The 26,842-nt window shown below is 47.1% G+C and carries 24 protein-coding genes; 4 read left to right on the top strand and 20 right to left on the bottom strand.

Annotated features, from left to right (window positions below; translation table 11 throughout):
- Positions 1-89: 89 nt before the first annotated feature.
- Genes HPT30_RS05650 through HPT30_RS05640 form a run of 3 tightly spaced genes read right to left on the bottom strand, consistent with a single transcriptional unit; the run spans position 90 to position 2,503 of the window.
- On the bottom strand, positions 90-821 hold the full coding sequence (locus tag HPT30_RS05650) for an ABC transporter permease (protein WP_175370461.1): 732 nt from the start codon (positions 819-821) through the stop codon (positions 90-92).
- Between the two features lie 15 nt (positions 822-836).
- Complete coding sequence (locus tag HPT30_RS05645; protein ID WP_312876299.1) at positions 837-1,595, bottom strand: ABC transporter permease; 759 nt, start codon at positions 1,593-1,595, stop codon at positions 837-839.
- The gene (locus tag HPT30_RS05640; RefSeq protein WP_175370460.1) at positions 1,592-2,503 is read right to left on the bottom strand and encodes an ABC transporter ATP-binding protein; all 912 of its coding nucleotides are present in this window, start codon (positions 2,501-2,503) and stop codon (positions 1,592-1,594) included. The genes HPT30_RS05645 and HPT30_RS05640 overlap by 4 nt, the downstream gene beginning before the upstream one ends.
- Before the next feature lie 169 nt (positions 2,504-2,672).
- Between HPT30_RS05640 and HPT30_RS05635 the strand changes: the two genes are divergently transcribed.
- Positions 2,673-3,383: a response regulator transcription factor gene (locus HPT30_RS05635; protein ID WP_175370459.1), complete on the top strand. Its 711-nt coding sequence runs from the start codon at positions 2,673-2,675 to the stop codon at positions 3,381-3,383.
- Between the two features lie 4 nt (positions 3,384-3,387).
- Positions 3,388-4,770 (top strand): sensor histidine kinase, encoded by a 1,383-nt coding sequence (locus HPT30_RS05630; RefSeq protein ID WP_175370458.1) that lies wholly within the window; start codon positions 3,388-3,390, stop codon positions 4,768-4,770.
- Between the two features lie 84 nt (positions 4,771-4,854).
- On the opposite strand, the gene HPT30_RS05625 is transcribed toward HPT30_RS05630, so the two are convergent.
- The gene (locus HPT30_RS05625) at positions 4,855-5,304 is read right to left on the bottom strand and encodes a MerR family transcriptional regulator (protein ID WP_246316944.1); all 450 of its coding nucleotides are present in this window, start codon (positions 5,302-5,304) and stop codon (positions 4,855-4,857) included.
- A 195-nt stretch (positions 5,305-5,499) separates the two neighbouring features.
- On the opposite strand from HPT30_RS05625, the gene HPT30_RS05620 reads away from it, so the two are divergent.
- The gene (locus HPT30_RS05620; RefSeq protein WP_175370457.1) at positions 5,500-6,420 is read left to right on the top strand and encodes an aldo/keto reductase; all 921 of its coding nucleotides are present in this window, start codon (positions 5,500-5,502) and stop codon (positions 6,418-6,420) included.
- Between the two features lie 1,562 nt (positions 6,421-7,982).
- On the opposite strand, the gene HPT30_RS05615 is transcribed toward HPT30_RS05620, so the two are convergent.
- Genes HPT30_RS05615 through HPT30_RS05595 form a run of 5 tightly spaced genes read right to left on the bottom strand, consistent with a single transcriptional unit; the run spans position 7,983 to position 13,630 of the window.
- Positions 7,983-9,371: a hypothetical protein gene (locus HPT30_RS05615; RefSeq protein WP_175370456.1), complete on the bottom strand. Its 1,389-nt coding sequence runs from the start codon at positions 9,369-9,371 to the stop codon at positions 7,983-7,985.
- A gap of 29 nt (positions 9,372-9,400) precedes the next feature.
- The gene (locus tag HPT30_RS05610) at positions 9,401-10,252 is read right to left on the bottom strand and encodes a carbohydrate ABC transporter permease (RefSeq protein ID WP_312876298.1); all 852 of its coding nucleotides are present in this window, start codon (positions 10,250-10,252) and stop codon (positions 9,401-9,403) included.
- Positions 10,230-11,288 carry a carbohydrate ABC transporter permease gene (locus tag HPT30_RS05605; RefSeq protein WP_175370455.1) on the bottom strand — a complete coding sequence of 353 codons (1,059 nt, stop codon included), beginning with the start codon at positions 11,286-11,288 and terminating at the stop codon, positions 10,230-10,232. Before HPT30_RS05605 ends, HPT30_RS05610 begins: the two co-directional genes overlap by 23 nt.
- 13 nt (positions 11,289-11,301) lie before the next feature.
- Positions 11,302-12,564, bottom strand: a complete 1,263-nt coding sequence (locus HPT30_RS05600; RefSeq protein ID WP_175370454.1) for an ABC transporter substrate-binding protein — start codon at positions 12,562-12,564, stop codon at positions 11,302-11,304.
- A gap of 19 nt (positions 12,565-12,583) precedes the next feature.
- Positions 12,584-13,630 carry a LacI family DNA-binding transcriptional regulator gene (locus tag HPT30_RS05595; protein WP_175370453.1) on the bottom strand — a complete coding sequence of 349 codons (1,047 nt, stop codon included), beginning with the start codon at positions 13,628-13,630 and terminating at the stop codon, positions 12,584-12,586.
- A 317-nt stretch (positions 13,631-13,947) separates the two neighbouring features.
- On the opposite strand from HPT30_RS05595, the gene HPT30_RS05590 reads away from it, so the two are divergent.
- Positions 13,948-15,726 carry a glycoside hydrolase family 36 protein gene (locus HPT30_RS05590; protein WP_175370452.1) on the top strand — a complete coding sequence of 593 codons (1,779 nt, stop codon included), beginning with the start codon at positions 13,948-13,950 and terminating at the stop codon, positions 15,724-15,726.
- Positions 15,727-16,023: 297 nt separating this feature from the next.
- Here HPT30_RS05590 and HPT30_RS05585 read toward each other — a convergent pair whose 3' ends face one another.
- The 11 genes from HPT30_RS05585 to HPT30_RS05535 all read right to left on the bottom strand — a co-directional run bounded on the left by HPT30_RS05585 (position 16,024) and on the right by HPT30_RS05535 (position 26,784).
- Positions 16,024-16,632: a methyltransferase gene (locus tag HPT30_RS05585; RefSeq protein ID WP_246316940.1), complete on the bottom strand. Its 609-nt coding sequence runs from the start codon at positions 16,630-16,632 to the stop codon at positions 16,024-16,026.
- Between the two features lie 751 nt (positions 16,633-17,383).
- On the bottom strand, positions 17,384-18,007 hold the full coding sequence (locus tag HPT30_RS05580) for an FMN-dependent NADH-azoreductase (protein ID WP_175370450.1): 624 nt from the start codon (positions 18,005-18,007) through the stop codon (positions 17,384-17,386).
- A gap of 126 nt (positions 18,008-18,133) precedes the next feature.
- Entirely contained in the window at positions 18,134-18,589 is a 456-nt protein-coding gene (locus tag HPT30_RS05575) for a MarR family winged helix-turn-helix transcriptional regulator (RefSeq protein ID WP_246316939.1), read from the bottom strand.
- A gap of 47 nt (positions 18,590-18,636) precedes the next feature.
- On the bottom strand, positions 18,637-18,993 hold the full coding sequence (locus HPT30_RS05570; protein ID WP_175370449.1) for a DoxX family protein: 357 nt from the start codon (positions 18,991-18,993) through the stop codon (positions 18,637-18,639).
- Between the two features lie 177 nt (positions 18,994-19,170).
- Positions 19,171-20,220: an LCP family protein gene (locus HPT30_RS05565; protein WP_175370448.1), complete on the bottom strand. Its 1,050-nt coding sequence runs from the start codon at positions 20,218-20,220 to the stop codon at positions 19,171-19,173.
- Positions 20,221-20,285: 65 nt separating this feature from the next.
- Positions 20,286-21,422, bottom strand: a complete 1,137-nt coding sequence (locus tag HPT30_RS05560) for an FtsW/RodA/SpoVE family cell cycle protein (RefSeq protein WP_175370447.1) — start codon at positions 21,420-21,422, stop codon at positions 20,286-20,288.
- A gap of 10 nt (positions 21,423-21,432) precedes the next feature.
- Positions 21,433-22,563: a putative lipid II flippase FtsW gene (ftsW, locus tag HPT30_RS05555; protein WP_175370446.1), complete on the bottom strand. Its 1,131-nt coding sequence runs from the start codon at positions 22,561-22,563 to the stop codon at positions 21,433-21,435.
- Between the two features lie 43 nt (positions 22,564-22,606).
- On the bottom strand, positions 22,607-23,140 hold the full coding sequence (locus HPT30_RS05550; protein WP_175370445.1) for a hypothetical protein: 534 nt from the start codon (positions 23,138-23,140) through the stop codon (positions 22,607-22,609).
- Positions 23,141-23,233: 93 nt separating this feature from the next.
- The gene (locus HPT30_RS05545; protein ID WP_175370444.1) at positions 23,234-24,610 is read right to left on the bottom strand and encodes a sensor histidine kinase; all 1,377 of its coding nucleotides are present in this window, start codon (positions 24,608-24,610) and stop codon (positions 23,234-23,236) included.
- Between the two features lie 4 nt (positions 24,611-24,614).
- The gene (locus tag HPT30_RS05540; protein WP_175370443.1) at positions 24,615-25,319 is read right to left on the bottom strand and encodes a response regulator transcription factor; all 705 of its coding nucleotides are present in this window, start codon (positions 25,317-25,319) and stop codon (positions 24,615-24,617) included.
- Positions 25,320-25,461: 142 nt separating this feature from the next.
- A complete protein-coding gene (locus tag HPT30_RS05535) occupies positions 25,462-26,784 on the bottom strand; it encodes an LLM class flavin-dependent oxidoreductase (RefSeq protein ID WP_175370442.1) in 1,323 nt (440 codons plus the stop codon).
- Positions 26,785-26,842 lie beyond the last annotated feature (58 nt).

Raw genomic sequence — 26,842 nt, 5'->3', positions numbered from 1 at the left:
GAGGCCTAAATGTATTGAATGCAAAAAACGAAAGCTCCCTTGAACATTTCAAGGGAGCGCATGAATACACTTAGAGGACGGTGAACCGGTCAGGCGATAACATCTCTTTGACTCATCCGCCTGATAGAATAAATGCTGAGAATAATAAAATACAGAAGATTCATGAGCACCCAGATAAATTGCTGATGCGGGGACAAACCGCCCTGTCCAAGCACCCCCATGCCTATGCTAAGCAGTGAATGGGGAAAGAACATCCCAAGTTTGGCCACATACATGCCAAGCCCGGCAAAGGCCGCGCACAGCCCAATCCCGATCGGCAGCGCAAAGCTGCGGATCACCAAGGACAGACTGAATTGCAAGGCGGCTATGGACAGCGAGGCAATCCAGCCACGGACCATCCACCCTATGACTTCGGACGAAAACTGCGCCGGAAGTCCTAATAAATGCCCTGCAGCTATATAGAGCAGGAAGAAAAAGAACTGAACCAGTAACAGCAGCACGGCACAAATCACCATTTTGGCATAATAAATACTCGCTACAGAGACAGGAGCCGTCATGATCATGTTCCAATTCTTGTTCATGTGCTCCAGCCTGCACAGGGCTGCGCAGCAGATAGCAATGAGCACAGGAAAGAAAAATTCGCTGTAGAACAAGCCCACTTGTGTCCACAGGCTATACCATTCTTTTTGCAGCACACCCTGGTTCATGGCATAGTTCGCACTTCCAATCAGAACACTGGCCACAGGCAGAGCCAGCAGCACAATCCAGATGCGCAAGCGGCGCAATTTCAGCCACTCTGCAGACAATGTTTGCTTTAGCATACGAATCCCCTCCTCTTATATGTCCTGTCTGGAAATGTGCCGGCTTCCCGCGATATAGATAACAACACCGAGCACGACAAGAATGGACGCTTGCGGCAGCAGGGCTCCCCCATCAATAGCAGTAAACTGTATGGCATTGTCAACATAGCTTTGCCGTACCGGGCTTAACCCGTTGTAGTTCGACCATATGAAATATTGGCGCACGGCCTGAGGAAAAAAATCACCCGTCATGCCGAAGAATCCACCGAGCATCCCGAGACAGAGCGCAAAGGCCTGGTTCTTCACAGCCAGAGACAGCCATTGCTGCAGGGCGATTATGACCATATTGGTCAGTAAAGTCCCGGCCATAAATTGCACCATAAGACCTAAAGGAAATGATTCCCATAACCCTTTGCCGATCCCGAAAGCCGCAGCAGCAGCGATTTGCAAGAGTGAGACCCCCAGCAGGATGACGCAGGCACAAATATATTTGGCTAAGTACAGCTGTCCCCTCCTAACCGAAACAGACAAAAGTAGCTTCCATGTGTTTCCTTTATGCTCCATGTCACTGATCCGGGACACACATACCGCCGACAGAATCGGCAGAAACAAGCCATTCATAGAGGAAAGTGTAGCCAGCAGCGGCATCCATTCTTCCTGATCCGGATGACGGGCCAATGACATACTTACTGCCATAAAAGCTCCAGCGAGCTCAACGCCAAGAAACAGCGTGGCCATCAAAAACAGCCGTTTACGCCGAATCTTATAAAATTCAAGGGAAAGCAGCTGAATCACAGGCTCCGCTCCTTTCCTGTCAGCTCCAGGAAGATATGCTCCAGGTTTTTTTTATGCTCCTCGATCCGCAGCACGTCAATATTCGCCGCCACCAGCCTCCGGTTGACCGCCGCGGCCTCTTCATCCCCGAGCCCTGCAAAGGCGATCCGGTCCTCGAATAGCTGTGGCGAATAGCCTTCGGCAGCGAGAAAACGCTGTGCACGGGAATTATCAGCGGTTTTTATCATAATCATGGGATAACTTCTTCGCTGCAGTTCCTCCATACTTCCTTGAAACAGAAGCTTTCCTTGGTGGATAATACCCACGGAAGTGGCAATCTGCTCAATCTCGGCCAGCAAATGACTAGACAGCAGCACCGTCATACCAAAACGCTCCGGCAGGGACTTGATCAGCTCGCGGATTTCTCCGATCCCAGCGGGATCAAGACCATTAGTCGGCTCGTCCAGAACAAGCAGCTTCGGCCAGGACACCAGAGCCATAGCAATACCCAGACGCTGCTTCATGCCAAGGGAATATTGTCCCGCCTTCTTGTCCTTATGCTTATCCAGCCTCACGATCTTCAAAGCCTCCGTCACATTATTGTCTGGCACTCTCCTAAGCCGCTGCACCACCCGCATATTCTCAAGCCCGGTGAGATGCCCGTAATACGATGGGGATTCAATAAGTGAACCTGTCTGGTCCAGAATCTGGCGGCGTTCCTCTGCAAAATCCTTCCCGAACACCTTTACCTTACCTTCTGTAGGTTTAGCAAGTCCGAGGATCATCTTCAACGTAGTAGACTTACCAGCGCCGTTAGGACCGAGAAAACCATAGATGTCTCCTTCTCTTACAGTTAGGTTCATATCCTGCACGGAGTAGGTACTGCCGTATCGCTTTGACAATTTGCTGGTGGAAATCACTTCACTCATAAGGTTGGCTCCTGTCTTTGTGGATTTAAGAATTCTAACCAGAGTATGGCAGAGAGACCTTTACCCAAACTGACGGCTACCTTACGTTAAGCTTAAATTGCTTCTAAGGATCTCATTGGGACAGAAATCAGGATGGAAATTTTGTATAATTAACACAGGTGATCAATAAATGGAAAATATAAAGAACAAAAAATTGCTTATCGTTGACGACGAACAAGCAATCAGGGAAATGATTGACGGATTTTTACGCAAGGATGGTTTTACCCGTATTTATCACGCATCCTATTACGCCGAAGCTCTGGAATTAAGCCGCACCGTCAAGCCAGATATAGCCATACTTGATGTCATGCTGCCGGATGGTGACGGTTTCTCCCTGTTGACGGCACTGCGCCAATTCTCAAGTATGCCCGTTCTTTTCCTGTCTGCAAAAGGTGAAGATGAAGACCGTCTGCTCGGGCTCGGCCTGGGCGCGGACGATTACATAGTCAAACCGTTTCTGCCCCGGGAATTGCTGCTCCGCCTGATTGCCGTGCTGCGACGGATCTATGCGCCGCCCAAGGAAGAAATGCGACCTGTCTTTACGCTGGGGAACCGGATTATTGATCTGGAAAGCGGCATGGTTAAAAGCGCCAGCGGAGAGCAGGCTCTGACTGCGAAGGAACATGCCCTGCTAACCAAGCTGCACGCCCAGCAGGGTGGCATCGTCACCAGTGACATGCTGTGCCAGGCCGCTTGGGGGGATGACTACTACGGCTACGAGAATACGTTGATGGTCCATATCCGCAGAATTCGCGAGAAGATTGAAGCAGACCCATCCGCGCCCACTTCCCTGTTGACTGTCAGAGGCCTGGGATACAAGCTGATGGTCAAGGGGGAATAACCTCATGGATGGCACTATCACCATCTTGAAGCGTTTTATCAGTACCACCATGCTGATCTCCATCCTGCTGCTCGTGCTGAATCTGCTTCTGCTTGGGCTATGGATCTTTAAAGGAATGAATGAGGGGAATTCGCCGAACACCGTAGTCCGGCAAGTGGCGGAAAATCTCAAGGTCTCCGGGCAATCTTACTCCCTGGCCCCTGAAGCGGCCCAACTGCTGGATCAGCACCGCGCATGGGCTATGCTGCTCGATCAGAGCGGCCAGTTGGTCTGGAGCCACAAACTTCCAGAAGAACTCCCCGCAAGCTACTCCATCACGGATGTAGCCAAGTTCTCACGAAGCTTCCTGATGGACTACCCTGTCTTTGTCTGGGAGGTTGGTGAAGGGCTGGTGGTGGCGGGATATCCGAAGCACAGCTTGGCGAAATACCAGAATATCTATCCTGTGGGGTGGGTAGAAGAGCTGCCGACGAAAACCGCGCTCCTTCTCATTGCCAACATCGTTCTGGTCCTGTTGCTGTCACTATTCATCGGTTCAAGACTGATCCGCTCTATTCGTCCACTAACCCGGGGAATTCAGGCCCTTGCAGATGATACAGAAGTACACGTGGAGCCTGTTGGCGTATTGAGAGAACTGGCCAAGCGCATTAATGGTGTATCCGAATTATTGAAGCAGAAGCGTTCCGCGCTGATCTCCAGGGACGAGGCACGATCCAATTGGATTGCCGGTATTTCCCATGATATACGTACCCCGCTATCGCTGGTGCTGGGCTATGCAAGCGTGCTTGAAGAGAACGCCGAACTTCCGGAGGAATCCAGGCATCAGGCAGGAATGATTACCCGGCAAGGCGAGAAGCTGCGCACACTGATCAGCGATCTGAACTTGGTTTCCATGCTGGAGTATGAGATGCAGCCGTTGCAAATAAAGTTGCTGCGCTTATCAGCGCTGGCACGGAATGCGGCCTCCGAGTACCTGAACAACGGTCTGGCGGAGCAGTTCGTGCTGGAGGTCGATATCGCCGATGAAGGCGTTCAGGTACAGGGCGATGAGAAATTGCTGCTGCGCGCAATTGCCAACCTGATCCAGAACTGCATTAACCATAACCCCGGCGGCTGCCGCATTGTTCTTCAGACCTTAACAGGCACGGATAAGAATATCGGCCGCCTCATTGTGGCAGACGATGGAAGAGGCATTCCGCCAGATAGGATACCAGACTTATTAGAGCTGCCCTACTCGGCCAAAAGACAACGCCCCCTCCAGGATGGCCACGGCCTGGGACTGCCCATGGTAGCCCGAATTGCCAAAGCCCACCACGGCAGATTGATTCTGAGCAGTGGATCAGATAGCGGGCTGACAGCCGAACTTGAACTGCCCCGTCACAAATAGAGTGTAAAAAAAACAGCTCCCGAGGAATACTCTCCAGTGTAAAAAAACAGCTCCCGAGGAATACTCTCCTCGGGAGCTATTTATTCAATTCGCTTCTTCCTCTGCCTGCTGCTGGGGCTGGGAGGACGTTTCATTTTCCAAGGAAGAGAAGTAGGCAATCTTGTGATCGATCTTTTTGGAAAACTGTTGGAAAAACTCAATTTTGCGGTCAATCTCCTGCTTGTGCTCCATCAGCAGCTTCCGCCGTTCCGGCAGAGTCCCGCCGCCTTCCTTGGACAAAGCAACAAACTGTTTGATTTCCGCGATCGGCATTCCTGTATCCTTCAAGCAACAAATCAGAGAGATCAAGTCAATATCTTCGTCGTGAAAGCAGCGGTTGCCATTCTCGTCTCTGGCGACCAGAGGCAATACGCCTTCTTTCTCATAGTAACGCAGGGTATATGGACTTAATCCGCTTTTTTGCGAGATGGTTTTGATACTGTATCCCATGGGTTGACTCCATTTCTGCCGCTTGCTCCGGCACCGCTTAATCATCAAAAGAAAAAACTCTACTACTATATAGGTTTCAAACACAATACTAGTGGTTAACGCTAAATTAGGTCGCTACAAGTTCGAAGGGTTGTACCGATGACCCAATGACAATAATATAACATAAAACTATTGCCTTCTAGTAACCTCTAAGGTTTACAATTTATCATGAAGCTATCAAATGAAGGAGTGAATGTTGAAATGGCAGCGAAAATTAATGTAGGCAACGGTACACTTGAAGTCTCCCAGATTTCCCTGGGCTGTATGCGGATTGCGGATTTGTCCCCGAAGGAAGCGGAGGCGCACATCCTTACCTCACTGGAAGTGGGTATTGATTTCTTTGACCATGCCGATATTTATGCCGGCGGCAAAGCTGAGGAAGTATTCGGAGATGTGCTCGTCAATAACCCTGGCTTGCGTGACAAAGTCCTGATCCAGAGCAAATGCGGCATCCGTAAAGGTTTGTTCGACTTTTCCAAGGAGCATATCCTGAGTTCCGTAGAAGGCAGCTTGAAGCGCCTGAAAACCGATTATTTGGATGTTCTGCTGCTGCATCGCCCGGACACCCTTTTCGAACCGGAAGAAGTAGCTGAAGCTTTCGATATTCTGGAGCAAAAAGGCCTGGTCAAACACTTCGGTGTCAGCAACCAGAAGCCGCTGCAAATTGAATTGCTCAAGAAAAATGTTAAGCAAAAGCTGCTGTTCAACCAACTGCAACTAAGCATTACCAATACAGGTATGATCGACACTGGCTTCAATGTCAATATGGCGAATCCAGCTTCCATCGACCATGACGGCAGCATTCTGGAATACAGCCGTCTGCATGACATGACCATTCAGCCATGGTCCCCGTTCCAATACGGCTTCTTCGAAGGTGTATTCCTGGGTAGCGACAAGTATCCTGAGCTGAATCAGGTCGTTAACCGTCTGGCTGACGAAAAAGGCGTGGCCGATACAGCTATTGCTATCGCCTGGCTGCTGAGACATCCGGCTAAAATGCAGCCGATTGTTGGCACGACCAACACTCAGCGTCTGCGCGATATCGCCAAAGCTACAGACATCACTCTGTCCAAAGAAGAATGGTACGAGATCTACCGCGCTGCTGGTAACGTGTTGCCATAAAAAATTGGGCAGCGCCTCTGCTGCACATTTTGCCGAAGGTATGTTTACGACTGCATGTTCATGAATGCGTGTTTACGACTGCGTGTTTACGACTGCATGTCTACGACTGCTCGTTCACGACTGCTCGTTCACGACTACACGTTCACGACTGCTCGTTCACGACTGCTCGTTCACGACTGCTCGTTCACGACTGCTAGTTCACGACTGCTCGTTCACGACTGCTCGTTCACGACTACACGTTCACGACTGTTCGTTCACGACTGCTCGTTCACGACTGCTCGTTCACGACTGCTCGTTCACGACTGCTCGTTCACGACTGCTCGTTCACGACTGCATGTCTGCTACTGTATGGTGACATTCTGGTCTCCCTGGCCTGCTTGGACCAGTAACATCCACATGTGTCCACGTACCAGCAAAAGCCTCAAATCCACATTCATGTGGCATTTGAGGCTTTTTTCTCACTGCTATACAGTTAATCCCAGACGCAGGAGTTCGGCAGTATCAGGAAGTTAGGTGCGATTAGAAAATAGAGGAAATTATGTACCTTAATTCATATAGCCAAATGAAACAAGAAACGAAGATGAGGAAACGGGGAAGTTTGAAACTGCAGGTGCAAAGCTCTCTTTCTATAGGTGAGTTAGCATTCGCTCAGAGACTATTTTTCGACAGATTTCAACCAATAGAGCGGTATAGTCCCCTTCACCAGTCGTCTTAACAGTGAAAAAGCAGACCCTCTCCCCAACTAACGGCATTTTTGTACCTTATTTTTCTTCAAAATAGGCGAAAGAGGGAAATAAGGGCATTATTGTATCTTATTTTTCGAAAAATCACACTCGATGGGGTATTCTGGAATATTTAAGGTACAAAATTGCACTTAATCCCCACTATTTCCTAGCCGCAGAGGAATTAAGGTACAAAAATGCCGTTAATTACACTTCTTATACAAGTTCTCTCTCCCATTGGTTATACTTGTTACTTTATTTCGTTCTATATAGTAGCAGTAATGCATGCTGATTCATCATTTTAGCCTGAAATGAGGCCTCCCGCTCCCCTCCCCCTCTTCACCCGCTCATGTAGAAAGGCTGGCTCAGAGAGCCAGCCTTAAATTATGTTCTAGTCAGTCTGCGACAGACCTGAGCTATATTCTCGCTTGTCTGAGACAGACCGAACTATGTTCTCGCTTGTCTGAGACAGACCCAAACTATGTTCTCGCAAACCTGGGCCAGCCTTGAGCTATGTTCTCACTAGTCTGTGACAGTCTGAGCTACGTTCTCACTAGTCTGCGACAGACCTGAGCTTTGTTCTCACTAGCCTAGGCCAGCCTTGAGCTTTGTTCTCGCTTGTCTGAGACAGACCGAACTATTTTCTCACTAGTCTGTGACAACCCCAAACTTGTTCTCGCAAACCTGGGCCAGCCTTGAGCTATGTCCTCTCTAGTCTGCGACAGACCCGAACTATGTTCTTGCTAGCCTTGACCAGCCCTGTACGAAGTGTATCTGACCAGCTAGCCGTGCTTTGAATCCAACCAGCTCTAACCCAGCACCTGTAGATTTGTATAAATATTAGCCTTGTGACTTAGCAGACACCACATGCGTCTCGCCTTCTGCGATGTCTACTGTAATATAGCTGACCTGTTCTCCGCCTACTGTGGTTTCCTGCTTTGCAGCTACGCCCTTACCGTTATAGTAGAGTGTATCCACATGACCAGGGAAAGCCGCTTTCCAGACAAAAGGCTTCCCGGCTTGCAGCGTCACCGCACTCTCGGTGTTGCCCTTATGTTTTACTGTAATCGTGCGGTCGAGGATGGGGACATCTCCCAGCTCTGCCCATTCTAGTGATTGCGCCAATCTAGGCAGGGTGCTGATTACGGATGCTCCGTCACCGGCAATCCCCATCAGTCCGGCAGCTACAGAACCAACCACACAATAGGACACTTCCGGGTAATCCCGGCGGTCCAGGGACGGGTCCACCAATTCCTTTAATTCCTTGAAGGCTTCTTCGTTCTCTCCGTACCGGTAGAAAATATCCGGCAGGTAGGTTTTACCTTCGACATTGGCCACACGGTTGATTTTGACATCCTCCAGCGCCTTGTTCAGCTTCTCCCGATTCCCGATGGAACCATAATAGAGCGGGAGGAAATTGCCCTCAGCATGGTAGACCTTCACGAATGACCGATCCTGCAGCATCGCACCATAGAAACGGTCTTTCCCTTCGTTCCACCAGTCCTTCTCATAACGCTGTTCCAGCTCATCCGCCTTATTATCATACTGCTGGGCAACTTCAGCTAGACCTCTGAGACGGGCCAACTGAGCGAACGACCGGTATCCCGCAACCTGTGATCCAATCATGTCCCCGCCAAGCAGCGGGTGAAGTCCAGCCTCGTTAAAGGTAGCCAGACCTCTACGGCCGTACTCAGGGTAATATTCTAAAATCCCGTCGCCGTCTTTGTCCCAAGTCTTTGTATATTCATTTAATGTTAGTTCGAAAAATTTCTGCAGCTGACTGTCATTCAAATAGCAGTCATCGCCTGTCCACTCATATTGACGCCAGCTGGTATGAATAATATCGAAGTTCGCCGGAAGATTGTACCAGAAATCAGCGTCATTCTCGTAATCCACCGGGGCAGGCACGTTGTCCTTGGTAATCTCCCAGTACGTACACCAGTCCCGTGATTCGGCAATGTTCTCGGCAAAACGCATGATCATATTTTTGGTATGATATCGAAGCCCCAGTACCGCAGCTCCAGTGCTATGATGCATTACATCACGGATACAAAATGCCTCGCGTTCAGGCAATGCAGCCTCGTACCACAGCCCGACGGCATCTTCACCGAAATGAGCGTATTCAAGTGCCTGGCGTTTGGCCCAGACAAAACCTTCATTCAGATCTTTATCGGAGGATTGAAAAGTTACTGCACCAGCTTTGGCTTTAATCTCTCTCTCATAGGTCATGCTAAGGTCACTCCTGTCCGTTGTCTATATTAGCTTTCCTTGGAACCTGAGAAGGTCAGACCTTCCATAAATGCTTTTTGCGCTGAGAAGAACAGTAGGATACATGGCAATGTAATGACGACAGCCGCAGCCATCAGCAGGTTGGTATCCGTGGCATAAGTACCTTGGAATCCGGCCAACCCCAGCGTAAGCGTCTTCCATTTATCACTATTGATATAAATCAGCGGTCCCATGAAGTTGTTCCAGGAGCCCATGAAGACCATAACACCGACAGCCATCAAGGCTGGCTTAGACAATGGAAGGAAGATCGTACGCCAGATTTTAAAATAACCACAACCGTCGATAATTGCTGCCTCTTCGAGACCAACAGGCAATCGGGAGTAGAATTGGCGCATTAAGAAAATATAGAACGCCGAGCCAAAGAAGGCAGGAACGATCAGCGGGTACAGTGTATCCAGCATACCCAGCTTTTTAAATAGAATAAATTGCGGAATCATTGTGACTTCACCAGGCAGCAGCATCGTCGATAGAACCAGCACGAACAGGAACCCGCTTCCTTTCACCTTAAACCGGGCGAAAGCGTAGCCGACAAGCGAACAGGAAAGAACCGTACCGATAATCGGCAAGATTGTTGTAATCACGGTGTTAAGCAGATATTGCGGGAACGGAAAGGCAGTCAGTGCCTTGGCATAGTTGCCCCAGCGCCAGTGTTCCGGCCAAATGCTCATCCCGGAGGCTGCAAGCTCCTCCAGACTCCGCAGTGAGGCAGAGACCATCCAGATAAAGGGATATAGAAATACTACGCTCCCGATTAAAAGCAGGAGATAGGCCAGCCAATGCACCTTTTTCTTGGTAGAATTACGCTCTTTTTTGACGGACACGACGCTTCCTCCCTCCGTTTTGCTCTGTTTCGTAGTACACCCATAAAGCACTGCTGCGGAAGACAATCGCGGTGAATATCAGGATAATCACGAAGAGTACCCAGGCCAGCGCTGATCCGTAGCCCATTTTGAACCACATAAAAGCATTTTGATACAGATAATAAGCATAGAACAGCAAGGAGTTATCCGGCCCCCCGTTGATCATGAAGCCTTGGGTAAAGGTCTGGAATGCCCCGATCATACTTGTTACCGCGTTGAAGAACAGGATCGGCGAAATCTGTGGCAGGGTCACGTGCCATACCTTTCTCGCAGCAGTGGCGCCGTCAATCTCGGCCGCTTCATACAAGCTTTGCGGAATATCCGACAAGCCAGCCAAATAGATGATCATGTTGCCACCGACCGTCCAGAGGCTCATAATAATGACCGCAGGCATCGACCAGTCCGGACTGGAGAACCAGCCGGGTCCTTCAATACCTACCAGACGCAGCAGTGAATTGACGAGGCCGACATTGGGATTGAAGATCCAGATGAACAGCACCATCTGTGCAACACCCTGAACCAGGGTAGGAAGATAATAAATCGTACGGAAAATATAAATGCCGCGCAGCTTCAGATTCATCAGAATCGCAATCGCAAACGACAGAATGACCTGCAGCGGTACACTTACCAGCGTGTAATAGAACGTTACGGATAACGATTTATAGAACAATGTATCTTTGAACAGCATTTTGTAATTGCCCAGTCCTATCCACTGCGGATCGCTGACAACTTCCCATTTGGTGAAGCTGATATAGAAGGAGAAAATCATCGGACCTACCGTAAACAGCAGGAAGCCGATCACCCAGACTGAGACGAACATGTAGAAGCTCGCCGTTTTGGTATGCATGATTCTCTTCTTCACAAGCAGCCTTGTAATGGCAAAAATAATAGCGAACACCAGCGCGATAACGGTCAGAAAAGGGAGAAGCGGCAGCAAAGCTGCCGGCATCCCGATTCCTTCATAGAAATTGTAGATCCCTTCTATTATTCCATTCATAAGTATGCTCCCGTTAGTTTTGTTGTAAAATATTGTTGATCTTCTCAGCTACCTGCGGGAATACTTCCTTGACATCCTTAGTGCCGATTCCGATCGGCGTCGTATCGTCGATGGCTTTCATCTCATTGTTAATCTCGTTGGTACTCTTCTGAGCTTCTTGTGTATGCTGCTTCTCGGCGGCAAGCACGAACGCTTGCATGTTCTTGTTAGGAGCAACAGCTTCGAATGCACTTGTAGCACTAGGGATAACCGGCACCCCGTAAGCATTTTTATTGCCACCGATGATTTTTTGTGCCTCTTCGTTTTGCGTCATATGGTTAATGAAAAGCTTGGCGGCTTCTGCATTCTTGCTATTCTTGCTGAGCGCCAATCCGTTAACTTCTTTGGAACCGCCGTTGCCAGGGAATGGCACGAGATCCCATTTAAAGTTCTGTACATCTGCCATTTGCGGCAGGTACCAAGGACCAAAGTCGGTAAACATGCCGATTCTTCCGCCCAGATACCAGTTCATCATGTTCTGACCCTGTTTCTCACTATCATTAGGTACGATGCCCTCTTGTTTGGTGGAGACAATATACTCGGCAGCTGCAATCGCTTCCGGTGAATCAAGTGTGGACTTACTCAGATCATCCGTGTAGAACTGGCCGCCGAACGAATAGATCCAGTTGCCGAGCCACAGCGGCTCCGAACCGAAAATTTTGCTCGCCCCTTCACCAGAAGTAAGCTTTTGGGAAATCTCCTTGAATTCTTCAGTAGTCATCGGCACGGTTTGACTTGGAAGCGGAATATTATTCTTCTGGAAAAGATCCACATTAATCGCCATTACCTTTGGTTTGATAATGAAAGGCTCTGCATACACCTTGCCATCGACACTCATTGAATCCACAAAGGATGGCGAGCTGAACAGCGACTTATCAATTTGTAATTCCTGGAAAGCGTTCGCAAAACCCGGTAAATCCCCTCCGGAGATCAACATGACATCGGGGGTGGTTCCTCCGGCAATCATCGTCTGTAGTTTGGTCAGATAGTCCTTTTGAATCCATTGACTTTCTACCTTGATATCAGGATAAGTCTTCTGGAAGTTGTCAATGGCTTGCTTGATCGCATCAGCTTCGCTCTGAGCGCCCCAGAAAGCAAACGTGATCTTCCCTTTGGCAGCCCCGCTGTTTCCGCCGGAATTCGCAGAGCCGCTATCGCTCTCTGAATTTCCGGAACAGGCAGATAAAGCGATTACAACAAGCAGAGATAAAACAATCAAAGACCACTTTTTCATCATGTATTCCCCCTAAGAATGTTTAACTAGTTGATGACCGAATTTCCGCACCACAGCTGCTTCTGATCATCAGCTTGGACGGCAGCACGATCTTTAACGGTACTTCTCTGCCCCCGATACGTTCGAGCAGCATTTTCACTGCGCTCTGTCCCATTTGCTCGGTATAGATCTTCACCGTGGTCAATGGCGGGTTGGCATAAGAGGCCATTTCAATATCATCAATGCCAACTAATGCGATATCTCTAGGTACCTTCAAGCCAGCTTCCTTCAGTGCTCTACCGGCGGCAATCGCCATAGGATCAGAACCGATCAGGAACGCTTCCGGCAAATTCTGCTTCTCAATCACTTCCTGCATGAGCTGATATCCGGTGGACATGGAGAAATCTTTGCCGATGTGGACATGCTCTGGCAGGTACAAATTCTTTTGCTTCATATATGCTTCAAAGCTGCTTTGCCGTTGGTCCACAGAATCCGTACCGGAGTTGGAACCAAAACGGTTAATGAAATCGCGAGAACTGATCAGACCGATCCTAGTATAGCCAAGTCCGGTAAGATGATCCAAAGCCGTTCGTGTAACTTTATCAAAATCAACCACAACGGAATCAAAGCGATTCTCATCCGGCGAGTAATCGACAAAAACGACATTCTGAATCCGGCTAAAGAATAGATTATAAGGATCAAACTCAAACTTCCCGATGACGATCAAACCATCTAATCCTGAAAGACTTTCATAAGAATCATGGTTCACCCAGCGGATCGTCCGCGTAATGTGCAGGCCCAATTGATTGAATTCCTTCTCAATTTGCAGTCTGATGGACAGATAATACGGGTCCTCCGATTCAAATTGTTCCGAACAGAAGGTCACTAGTCCAATCTTGTAATCCTTCAACTGTGCCGCCTGATTATTCTGACGTCGTTGACTTCCTTTATATTGCAGCTGTTCTGCAGCGGAAATAATCTTTCTTCTTGTCTCTTCCAATACCGAAAGGGAAGGATCTCCGTTCAGCACACGGGAAACTGTGGATGCAGATACACCAGCCAGACTTGCGATATCACGAATAGTTGCCACGACTAATCACCTTTTCACTTCATATTTGGGAAACACCCCTTATGTTCATTTTATAATTCCGCCAAGCTTTTGCCAATCAAAATGTATTTTGTTTACTAAACATTAGTGAACTAATGCGTGAATTCAATATAACAGAGATCAAAACGTTTGACAATACCTAATTGTCTCCGCTTACATATTACCATAGGCTCTGATAATACGGTTAATCTATTCAATAATGACTAATCCAAAGTTTTTGTTTACTATACGTTTCGTAAATAATATACTCTAAACAGTAAACATTAGCCCATTATCTATTTTTGCAAGCAGGAGGCATTATGAAAACTTTAATCAACAACACTTGTCCCACTATCACTGTCGTCAGCGACAGCCCCTCATTCAACAGTACAACTGAAATCGAGACGATCACTGAAAATCTGTTCCTGGTTCATATCAAGCTCAAGGCAGCTCAGAAAGAATATCCGCCAGTGTGTGCTGTAGAATGGTCCATTCCTGCCGTAGACGTTCATTCCTTATGGCATCCAGGAACAGATCGTAATAAAGCGTTTCAGGTGGATTGGGGCGACGGCTTCCAGTCGAAGAGCACTTCCCTGGCACCCGTGGCTTCCCTGTACAATCTGGATGGGCGTAACCGTATGACCTTCGCTTTTACCGATGCCTTGAACAACGTATCGATTAAAGCGGGGATCCATGAAGAAGACTCGACCTTCCTGTGCTCTGTTACGTTATTTGAGGAAGCCATGCCGAAGATAGATCAATATGAAGCCACTCTGCGGATCGACCTCAGAGATATCTCTTACAATAAAGCGTTGGAGGAAGTAACCGCTTGGTGGGAAACCCTTCCTGGCTACAAGCCTTCCGCGGTCCCTGATGTGGCTCTCCGTCCGATGTACTCCACTTGGTATTCCTATCACCAGGAGCTGACCGCAATCGAATTAGAGGAGCAGTCCAAGCTAGCCAAGGAACTTGGCTGTGACACTATCATTGTCGATGATGGATGGCAGACAGACGATAACAATCGGGGTTATGCCTTTACTGGTGACTGGGAAGTGTATGAGGGCAAGATTCCAGACATGAAGTCACATGTCGATACCGTTCATAAGCTCGGCCTGAAATACATGTTATGGTACTCCGTGCCATTCGTGGGCAAGTCCAGTAAAGTGTGGAGCCAGTTCGAGAACAAGCTCCTGCGGATTGACGAGAAGCTGAACGCGGGCGTGCTGGACCCACGATACCCCGATGTGCGGGAATATCTGATCAATACCTACGAACAAGCGATCATCGGGTGGGATATCGACGGTCTGAAGCTTGATTTCGTGGATAGCTTCAGATTGAGCCCGGATCAGCAGGAAGGTACAGCAGAAGGTCGGGATCATGAATCGGTGCCTGAAGCAGTGGATCGTTTACTCTCTGATGTCATGGAACGTCTAAGAGCTATCAAGCCGGATATTCTCATCGAATTCCGCCAGACCTATATCGGCCCGCTGATGCGAAAATACGGCAACATGTTCCGCGCAAATGATTGCCCTAACGATTCCATCCAGAACCGGGTTCGCACACTAGATCTGCGGCTCCTGTCCGGAAATACAGCTGTTCATTCCGATATGATCATGTTCAATCCCAATGAACCTGTAGAGAGCGCGGCAATGCAATTGGTCAATGTGATCTTCTCTGTACCGCAAATATCTTTACGACTTAACGAGATTGGCCAGGAATATTTGTCTATGCTGCGCTTCTGGCTGGCATTCAGCAGAGAGCACGGAGATGTCCTGCTGCGGGGCGAGTTGTCTCCGCAACAACCGGAGCTGTTGTACCCGCTCGTGACTGCACGCAAGGACGACACTCAGATCATCGCCATTTATGCTGATGTTATTGTGCCTGTAGAGCAGGACTTTACTCAATTATTTATCGTGAACGGCACCTATAGCGAACGGGTAGTAATCAGAAGCACCCTTTCCCCTGCTCGCTATGAGATCCAGGTCAAGGACTGCTGCGGACAAATTATCAGCTCGGAGATCGCGGAAATGGGTAGAGGCTTACTTGAAGTAGCAGTTCCTAAAGCGGGGCTGGTTAGCTTTAAGCGAGTGGACGCGTAGTAATAGTCTGAACAGACTGCCTTTCTGACTACTCAAAGAGGCTCCTACTCAAAGAGGCTTCTGCTCAAAGTGATCAAATATCAGACGTACCCCAAAAAACCGCTGGCTTCTTTTAATCCAGCGGTTTTTTATAGTGTTATCCTCTGCAGTAATGAGAAAAGGCATTACCATCTGTATCCTGTAAAGGAACGCCCGCTGATAATGCCTCTATCGAATGGATTCATTTCACATTAGAGCTTGAGCCGTAAGCTATTATCCCACTCTTAAGAAAGAACGAAGTACTGGCGGATCAGCTGTTTATGCAATTGCGCTTTTTCTGCGTAAAATGACAAAGCTGGCAGAGGAGTGATCAGGGTACACCTGCGGGATGCGCTCTACAATTTGAAAATCGCTGAACTGTGCGAGTCTGCTCAGTAAGTCCCGGTCTTTGATCGTATAAATGACCTGTTCATCCTCACCGGTATCGAGTTTGGAATAAATAACGACGACATCACGTGACGTATTAAGCACATGGGACAGTGTAGCCTGGAAATGGCTTTCATCAATAATATGGTAAAGTACATCCAAACAGACTGTCATATCGGCTTGCATCCCTTGTTGATCACCCGTCCAAGTCAGCGGATGGTACGTAGCAAAAGCTTTAGTCTGGTCATCGCCGTATTTTTCCTGACATATGCGTACGGATTCGGATGAAATATCAAGTCCAATGTATTGCGGATAGTTGATCAATCCCAGCTGATGCCCGTCGCCGCAGCCAAATTCAATCACCTCGTTGACGTTATAGCGCTCAATGTAGGCGTTGACAACCGCGGCTTTGAACTCTGCCAGCACCCCGTAAGATCCAGATCCCGAGTTTCCGCCTGTCTTATACGTTTGTTCCCAGTAGTTAATGTAATCAAAGGTCATTTGCATCCTCCGTTTGCTTAATTAGTTGTAAGCTCAGGTCCCAGTAATTCAAGAGCCCTTGTATGGAATTGGACCAATGGAAGGCGAGCCCCTTCTATAATGGGAGTTGTTAGAAGCATATGCGGGGATTGATGCAATGTGACATTAAAAAGCAAAAACCATATGCTTGCCGGTGAAATGACGCACCTGGGAGTGAGACGCGAGCCGGATGGCATTTATATACGCCTAACAAAAGAAAATAACAAAAGAGCGAAGATGAGCGAACGGGGAAGTTTGAAACTTTAGACGCAAAGGTTTCGCCTGAAAGCTTTCCATAAGAAAGCAAGCACCAGGACATAGACTGTCGACAGATTTGAACCACTAAAAGCGGTATAATCCCCTTCACCAGTCGTCTTAACAGTGAAAAAGAGGGGTCCCCCCAATTAACAGCATTTTTGTACCTTAATTTTCTTTAAAATAAGCAAATCAGGGAACTAGGGGCATTTTTGTATCTTATTTTTCGAAAAAGCGCGCTGGACGGGGTGTTCTGGAAGATTTAAGGTACAATATTGCACTTAATCTTCATTCCCCCTTAACTACGGAGAATTCAAGGTACGAAAATGCCGTTAATTACACGTCTACACTTCTTATGTAAGCTCCCCTTTTCTGGGCTGTGCTTGTTTTGTTTATTTTCCTGCCGATTGTCCTGGCCAACCTAGTAAATGAAACAAGCCCCCTGGCAAAAAGCCAGGGAGCTTGTTATGTCATTCTATTAGAATGTTGTAGCCACTTTAGCTACTTGCTCCAGTCCCTCAGCAATAATAGCTTCCGAACGATCTTGGATTTGGTTATGACCTTCAATAATAATCTCTTCAGCTTGAATTCCGAACATACCCAGTGCAGTCTTCACTGGCTTCACAGCAGATTCCAAAGCAGACATCGGCTCACTTGAATATACTCCGCCACGGGCATTCAGCAATACAACTTTCTTGTCGCCTGCCAGTCCAACCGGACCCTCGGAAGTATATTTGAATGTCTTCCCTGCTTGTGCAAGATAGGAAATATACGTGATGAGCGGTGCAGGTGCCATGAAATTCCAAAGTGGAAACGCAATGACAACTTTATCAGCAGCAAGGAATTGGTCCAAATAACCGTTCACTGTTGCAGTCAAGGATGCTTCTTCCGGCGTCAGCTCCCAGCCTTGGCTAATTTTATATAATCCAGTAATGGCAGTGTTGCCATAGTAGGGTAGGTTAGCTTCGTATAGATCCAGCTCTGTCACGGCATCCTGTGGATGTGACTCTTTGTACGCTCCCAAGAACGCTTCATACATTTTCACACTTACCGCTTGTTCTGCCGGACGATCATTTACCTTCACGAATAATACATTTGCCATTTTAATTTCTCTCCCTTTGTCTATTATATTTATAAAGTGCAGCTTCTAAAAATAAGCTTGTTTCTAATGACCTGTACTTCCTGCGCTCCTTGCAGGTACTGAATCACCTCCTTATCAGAATTTCCATCAGAACTTTAACTTGCTCTGAGCAGACAAGCCCAGCTTCTTTAACAATTCCGTCAGTTGATGCTTATCCTCATCCGTCAATACAGAGAACATATCGGCTATAGTCTGCGTATGTTTGGGGAAAATATCATCGAATAGAGCTTGTCCCTCATCTGTCAGCTTGATTATCACCAATCTGCGGTCCTCCGTGCTCACTTCCCTTTGAACAAGCCCCTTCTTTTCTAGCTTATCCACGACGTAGGTGACGCTCCCGCTTGGGATCGAGAATTTCTCGCCGATCTTTTGAATAGCATGGGGACCTTTATTGTATAGAAACTCCAGAATATGAAAGGCCCCGATATCCACTCCGTACCTGCTGATATCCTTCTTCATAAACTCGGATACAGATTGCGCGGATTTCATATATACCCTGAGCAAACGCAGGTCAAGCTGGTGTTGATCATTATCCAAATTCATTTCAATTACCACCTTCATTGACAACTAAAGGGGGATTTTCGAACGTTTTAGCCGATTAACGCCCCCCAATTTATAAATAATACCACAAGCCCGAGAATCAATAATACGAAAGGCATTCCCAGCTTGGAGGCAGGATCCTTCACGCGGACATGTGTAGCAACAGCCCCGATCATGGTCACCACAACGACTATTCCACCGATAGCCGCAAATTGCTCTTTCCAGATCCCGATAGCCATGAATACGCCCCCCGCCAGTTCAACCAGACCTGTGAAAATACGGAACGCTGCCGGAAGCCCGTAACGCTTGAATTCTTCCACCATCTGCTTCGAACCAAACTTCGTGAACCCGAACATAAGGAAGCCCAACGCCAGGATGGACTGCAATACAATCGATAAAATACTCATAAATAATATCCCCCATCACTTATAATATAATTATTTATCTTGAAGATATTTATAATAATATTAGGATAATTATCGTAAGTCAATTACTTTTTTTCACCAACGAAAAAAAGAAACCCAAAATCATCAAAATGATCGGGTTTCTCAACACGTTAAAGGCCGTAAAGCACCAACTTGATATCAATCCATCGTCCCCACTGTTTTCAGGTTGAAGGAACTGCTTGTACTAATGCCGGCTTCATCTCGCAGGGTAGCGAGCGCCGCTTGTAAATCCTCTTTTTTCACATAAACATAAGGGCTTTTCCAAAGGGTCTCCATATGTAATGAACGAATATGCTCCGGTTTGATCTTAGGGAAATTGAACACCCATTGCTGGAGCTCCTCTCCAGGAATATCTGACTTTACATTATTGCCGATAATGTCGAGCACTCTTCCCCATTGCGAAATCCCTTGAAAAGCACCCAGCTTGTCAACGATCTGCTTGATAACTTGCTGCTGCCGATCATTACGTGCAAAGTCGGAGGATTCGCCGGTGCCTTGATTCGATTTGCGATACCGGACAAAGTCCAGGACCTGTTTGCCATTTAGTTTCTGCAAACCTTTTTTCAAATCGATATTCGTCCCATCCGCAGTATCAATGTATTTCATATCCATGTCGACATCAATGTTCAGTCCGCCCAGCAGGTCTACCGTCTGCCTTAACACATCAAAATTCACCACGACCATATGGTCGATTGGAATGCTTAGTAGATCGCTAAAAAATTGCTTCGTATTAGGAATGGCCTGCGACTTATCTTTAATATAGTGGTAAGCATAATAGTAATTGGCTTTGCGGGAAGGCAAAGATTTCGGTTTAAGCAGTAAATCACGCGGCAGCGATAACAGACTGGTGGACCTGGTTTGCGGATTATAGCTGACGAGCATCAGCACATCCGTATTCATCACCCCGCCGCCCCCATCCCGGCTATCCACACCGGCGAGCAGAAAGATCATCGGCTCAATGTTCTCCTTTTTATTATCGCTATCGGTCTCCATTGGAAGTGCCAATGGTTGAACGACTGCCGCCGGAGCCGCCATGCGCTGAATGGCCGTGTCTGTCTTTTGATACAAGTACCCCACATACAGCCCCACTCCAACTAAGAGAGCAGCGATGACAAGACTTATACCCGTCACAACTTTGCGGGTCGTGCTCCACTTACTTTTACTCTTACTTTTGCTCTTTCTAGACATGATTCTCTCCACTCCACTTCGTTAGCGTTCAATACTGTATATCTCCAATGTCCATAACCTGCCTTCTACTTCTCAGATGGTTCAATGAAGATTTCATCCTTATGAACTTTAACACTTAGCACCAAACCAATCGCCAGGATATTACTGAGCAGTGAACTGCCTCCATAGCTGATGAATGGTAATGAAATGCCCGTCAGGGGCAGCAAACCGATATGCATTCCGATATTTACGGAAACCTGAAAGATTAACATGGCGATAAAACCGACAACCAAATAGGACCCTGCACGTTCTCTACTGTCCATAGCGATAAAAATCATCCGATACACGAGCAGCAAATAGAGGAGCAGCAGCACAGCAGAACCTATAAAACCATAATTCTCCCCGATCACGACATAAATTGAATCAGAATATGCATAAGGAATAAATCCTCTACGAACATAAACCCCCTCACTTCCGGACAAGCCTCCGGCTCCTATTGCTGTCATTGCATTTTTAACATGCCAAGATTTATCAGGATCACTGGTTGGATCTAGAAAGACTTGAATTCTGGACATTTGATGAGGCTTTACAATTTTCGATAACAATTCGAAGTCGGCATTAAATAACCATAATATAGTACCAATCGAAGCGATTACTGTGCCAAGAATCAGAATCATATAAATTGCCCGAATATTGCCAACCCAAAGCATGCTAAGTAGTATCCCTACAAAAACTAGCGCCGTACCCAAATCCGGTTGTTGCAAGATTAAGACGAACGGGAGAACAAAAATTCCGCAGACCGGTAATAAATCTTGAATGAAGCGGAGCTCTCTCCCCTCTCGTTTTCCGAGCACATGGGCAATTAGCAGCACTGTGGAGATTTTCGCCAACTCCGAGGGCTGAAGCTGAAAGCTTCCGAGACTAAGCCACCGGGAGGCACCATTAATGTGTTCTCCAACAAACTTGACCAACACGAGCATCCCTATACTCATTCCATAGAGAAGGTAAGCCAGCTTGCCCAATAGAACTTTGTAATCAATCAACGCGATCATTAACATCGGAATGCAAAATGCACCGAATAGATATAGATAATTAATTTGAAGTCCCGCTAGATGTGTATCTGCTGTTGCTCCATGAATAGCGAGGGTTCCAATGGAAACGAGACACGTCACAAGAATAAGTGTGGATAGATCCAGTTTTGCAAACTTGCTGGTGATAAACATATGACTACCTCTATTTTGTTGAATTTCTGGAGTTTTCTTGACGTCTTCTATGGTTATCTCGTGAAATGCTAAGAAGAATCCCGGTACTGGCCAAACATAGAATGAGCGATGATCCACCATAGCTAATAAAAGGGAGCGGTACTCCCGTAATCGGCAGACTGCCAATTACAGATCCAACATTCAGCAGGAATTGAATAAATACCATCATCACAATACCCATTCCCAGCATGAGACCGAATGGATCACTACTCCTTATTGCAGTAATAAACCCTCGCCAGATGAACAGAAAAAATACGACGAAGAGCATAAATGTACCGACAAACCCCAATTCTTCGCCAACCACAGCAAAGATAAAATCGGTATGAGCTTCCGGCAAATAAAACAGCTTCTGCACACCTTGGCCAATCCCGGTTCCAGTGAGGCCTCCATTGCCCAAAGCATATAATGACTGTGTAAGCTGATAGCCCGAGCCTTGCAGATCATCCAGCGGATTCAGAAAAGCGCTGATGCGATCAAGACGATAACTTTTACTAACCGCAAGATAAACAAACATAGGCACGAGAGCCATGCTAAGCAACAACATATGGCGGAGGTCAACATCACCGACCCAGAGGATCGTTACTGCAATAAAGAATAGAATCAACACGGTTCCGAAATCCGGTTGTCTCATGATCAGCAGCAGGATCGTGCCAATGACCAGGATAATCGGCAGTAAGCCATTCCGGAAATTGCGGATTCGCTCCCCTTTTCTGCTAATGATGGCCGACAAATATACGATAACGGTTAACTTACTAAACTCGGACGGCTGCAAATTAAAACCACCCAGAACAAACCATCGTCTTGCACCATTAATGTCCGCTCCTCCTATTAAGACGAGAACGAGCATGACTAAGGAAAACGTGAGCAGAATCGGCGAAGCCTTTTTCCATACAGAAAAAGGTATACACATAAAAATGAGCATCACAAATAATCCGGTGAGCGCAAATACGCCTTGTTTCATGACGTAGTGCCACGGACTATCATGTTTTATGAAAGCAGCAGGATAACTGGCGCTAAAAATCATAATCAAACCAAATCCGACCAGTAACAGCGTCAAGAAAAACAGGGAAAAATCGGGGCGACCTCTTATTTTAAGTTTCAAATCATAGATCACCTCCACCATGCCAGCACCATTCACGAAAGGATTACTTCAGATTGAGTTCCCCGTGATAAGCCTTCTTAGAAAATAGCTTTAACTTATCCTGACTTAACTTATAAACGTCCAGACCATTGCCAGCCTCACCCAATGACCAGCCTAGGGCAAGCTCGTTAAAGCCGTCATGATCTAAATCCAGAAATCCGGCATACTCCAGACCATATCCAAACCCCTGGATCTCTGAAACCACTTTCCATTCTTCGTTTTGTTGCTTGAAAAGTGCGGCTTTTAACGGCTTCCCCGCCTCTTTGTTGTCTTCATAGACAACGACAGCTTCATCAATTCCGTCTCCATCCATATCTCCGAAAGAGATATCATGACCCTCTTGTCCCTGTAAAGGGGCGACCAGTTGCGCCTTATCCGGCAACAGCTTGATCAGCTCCTGACTGGTATCATAGCGCTGTTTACTCGCTTCGGATAAGGGAGGCTTTATCATATCTATAGGTGTTGCCGGAACCCGGCATCCGCCAAGCAACCATAACGTTGTCAGCATGACACCTATTTTTATGAATTTGCTGGACATTGGGATCATCGACTCCTCGCTTATCCGCTCTTTACATATTTTATCTGCGGAAGGGATTAAAGTGGTTATGAAATAGTTAAATTTACGGATCACTTATACTGGAAGATCTATTTGAACCCGTGTTCCCTCTCCTGGCACACTGTCTATTCTCAATACGCCATGATGCAGCTTAATGATCTGATCCGATATGGACAGACCGAGTCCGCTGCCAGAAGCATGTGGATCACCTTTATAAAATTTGTGCAGTACATTCTCTAAATCAGCCTCTGCGATCCCTGAGCCGGTATCTTCTACCGTAATCACTACTTTTCCCGGAACGGTGTGGGCTTCAATCAGAATATGGCCTGAAGGTGGAGTGAATTTGAGTGAATTATCAATAAGATTAATCATGATTTGCTTGAGACGATTCTCATCTGCTTGAATGAATGGCAGGGGTTCCTTGACACTTACTTCGAGTGAGATACCTTGCCGGACCGCTCTTGGGGCCAGTTGCCTCCCGATATGCTGCAGCAATTCCGTCAGATCCACTGGTGCGGGGTGAATGGCTATTCTACCGTTATCCAGCTTGGAGAAATCGAGCAGCTCGTCCACCATATGGGTTAATCTGTCACTTTCTGATTCAATAATTTCAAGTCCATCTTGAAGCAGAGGCCGGTTCTCGCCCCCATTGGCCTTCAATGTGATGGCCCAGCCTTTTATGGAGGTTAATGGCGTGCGCAGTTCATGGGATACCGATGAGATAAAATCATTCTTAAGCTGTTCACTCTTGGAAATTCGACTCGCCATCATATTCAAAGTATCCGCCAAGGAACCCAGCTCATCCTGGTAGCGCTTGTGCACTCTTATGCTGAAATCCCCTTCAGTCATTTTATCTGCGGCTTGTTTAAGATCTTTGATGGATCTGGTAATAGTCCAAGATAGCAATAAACCAAGAATCGTCACAATCACAATTACGAGTAATCCGACACCGATTAGTAAAATTGTAATTTGATCCACTGTATGTATGGTCTCTGTTAAGGATGTGATGAACCTGACTTCCCCGACGATGACCTCATTTGCTTGTAACGGATAGGCGACAGCTAAAATGGACTCCCCGGTCACAGGGTCCTTCCCTCTCCAGGTGCCAGGCTGACCATGAATCGCTGACTGCACATCCGCAGTTATAACCTTATCGCCTTGAAGTCCATTCGAATCCTGCAAAAGCCGACCGGATGAACTAATAATCTGCACCTGCGCGTCGGAATGGTTAGCAAATCCTTTCAACAGGCGCTCCGATTCCTTCTCCAAATCTTCTTCGGCAAAATACTGCTGAAAAAAAGAAGCGGATAGCTCCGCTTGATTCATTAGGATTCGCTCTATATTGTGAAAATAATAATATCTCACGGATACATTAAGAAAAATCTCCAGTATGAGAACTGTCAGGCAAATGACTACCAGATAACTGCCTACTAATCTTTTCTGAATTCCCATCCCTTTAGCCGTCCTTCCTAAAACGATAACCTACTCCCCATACAGTCTCGATCCAATACGGATTAGAGTCGTCATCTTCGATCTTCTCCCGCAATTTGCGCACATGAACATCTACCGTTTTAGGATCGCCAATATAATCCTCACCCCATACGAGATTCATCAATTCATTCCTTGAGAGTGCAGTATCGGGATGTTCCAGGAACGTTCTGATCATTTGGAATTCCTTCGGCGTTAATTCAATTAAGACATCATGTTTAAAAACCTTATTGGCATTAAGGTCCATCCGGATCGGTCCGGCTTGCAGGACAAGCCTCTGCGGTTTTGCAACGGCTTCTGTACGGCGTAAGATGGCCTTGATACGTGCCACCAGCTCTAATGGATTAAAGGGCTTGACGATATAATCATCGGCACCGATTTCAAGTCCTTTGATTTTATCCAGATCCTGTCCACGTGCGGTTAAAAAAACAATAATGACCCCAGGGTCCTGCGCTCTTAGCTTCTGGCAGATTTCAAAGCCGTTACCATCCGGCAGCATAATATCCAGAACGATAACATCGGGATGATTCGTAGTGAAGCTCTGTAAAGCTTCTCCTTGATTTGCCGCCTCACTCACCACAAAGCCGTTATTGATTAAATTAATCGATATAAAACGTCTAATATTATCATCATCTTCAACAATCAGTACATGATTACGAACAGCAGTATCCACGATTTCCACCCCTATTAACCGGTTTCCTGATAAGTAAATACAAAAAAGCTCTCCCTGTAAAGAGAGAGTCTTGGGTGCAGAGGCATATTAAATCACATGTGGATATTACTCTATATTGAGGGGCTTGTCAAAAATAGCTGATTTATTGTACCGTCTCCAGTGTATAGCGGTTGGCCGGAACCTTAAGCCCCAGATTGCCCCTCAGCGTGTCATCCTCGTATTCTGTACGGAAAAGACCCCGCTGCTGCAGGACCGGAACGACCAGATCCACGAAGTCCGCCAGTCCGCCCGGTACAACGGTACGAATATTGAAGCCATCTGCAGCCCCGCCTTCAAACCACTCCTGTATCTGATCAGCGATCTGATCCGGTGTACCAATGAACGAGGTTCTTGGCGTCGAGGCCTGTAATGCTACCTGGCGCAAGGTTAGCCCTTGTTCTCTGGCCTGCTGTTTGATCTTGTCCGTTGTACTCCGGAAACTGTTGCTGCCAAGGTCACCGATCTCAGGAAAGGGCTCATCCAACGGGAATTGGGTGAAATCGAAATGTTCAAAGTAACGGCCCAAATAATTTAGCGCCTGATCGATACTGACTAATTCAGCGATTTCCTGATATTTTTGCTCGGCTTCTTCTTCTGTTCTGCCAACGATTGGACCGATACCCGGAAAAATCAGAATATCCTCTGCTTTGCGTCCATACGCTATCGCTTTTTCTTTAACGTCACTATAAAACTCTCTTGCTTCTTCCAGTGTCTCATGGCCCGTATAGACGGCATCGGCTGATCTTGCCGCCAAATCCTTGCCGGATTCGGAAGAGCCTGCCTGAAATATGACCGGATACCCCTGCTTGGAACGCGCTACATTAAGCGGCCCCTGCACAGAAAAGTGTGTTCCTTTATGATTCAGCGTGTGCAGCTTGGTCCGATCAAAGAAAACGTCGTTCTCCTTATCTCCGGTAAATGCATCGTCCTCCCATGAATCCCACAAGCCTTTGACTACCTCCAGATGCTCTTCCGCAATTTCGTAGCGCAAAGAATGGTTCGGATGCTCACCTTTACCAAAATTCAGCGCCGATCCTTCCAGTGGTGAAGTCACCACATTCCATCCGCTTCTTCCGCCGTTTATTTGGTCCAGAGAAGCGAATTGTCTTGCAACCGTGAACGGTTCACTATATGAAGTAGATAATGTAGCAACCAGTCCGATGTTCGAAGTGAAGCCCGCCAACGCAGATAGTATAGTCAATGGCTCAAAACGATTGAGAAAATGAGGATTGGACTTCTCGTTGATAAAAAGACCGTCGGCGATGAACAGCAGGTCAAACTTCCCTTCCTCTGCCTTGAGCGCCTGCTCTTTGTAGAAATCCAGACTCACGCTCGCGTTGATCGGAATATTAGGGTGGCGCCAAAAGGAGATACTGTTGCCCACCCCGTTCAAGCTTGCTCCTAACTTCAATTGTCTTTTCGCCATGTTAAATCCTCCTCATATTGTGATATCTATATTGATCATCCTTGATGACAGATAACGT

This window comes from Paenibacillus agri (assembly GCF_013359945.1).
Taxonomy (GTDB): domain Bacteria; phylum Bacillota; class Bacilli; order Paenibacillales; family Paenibacillaceae; genus Paenibacillus_AQ; species Paenibacillus_AQ agri.
Note: the sequence above shows the minus strand (reverse complement) of the source record. Positions and strands in the feature narration are given on the sequence as shown.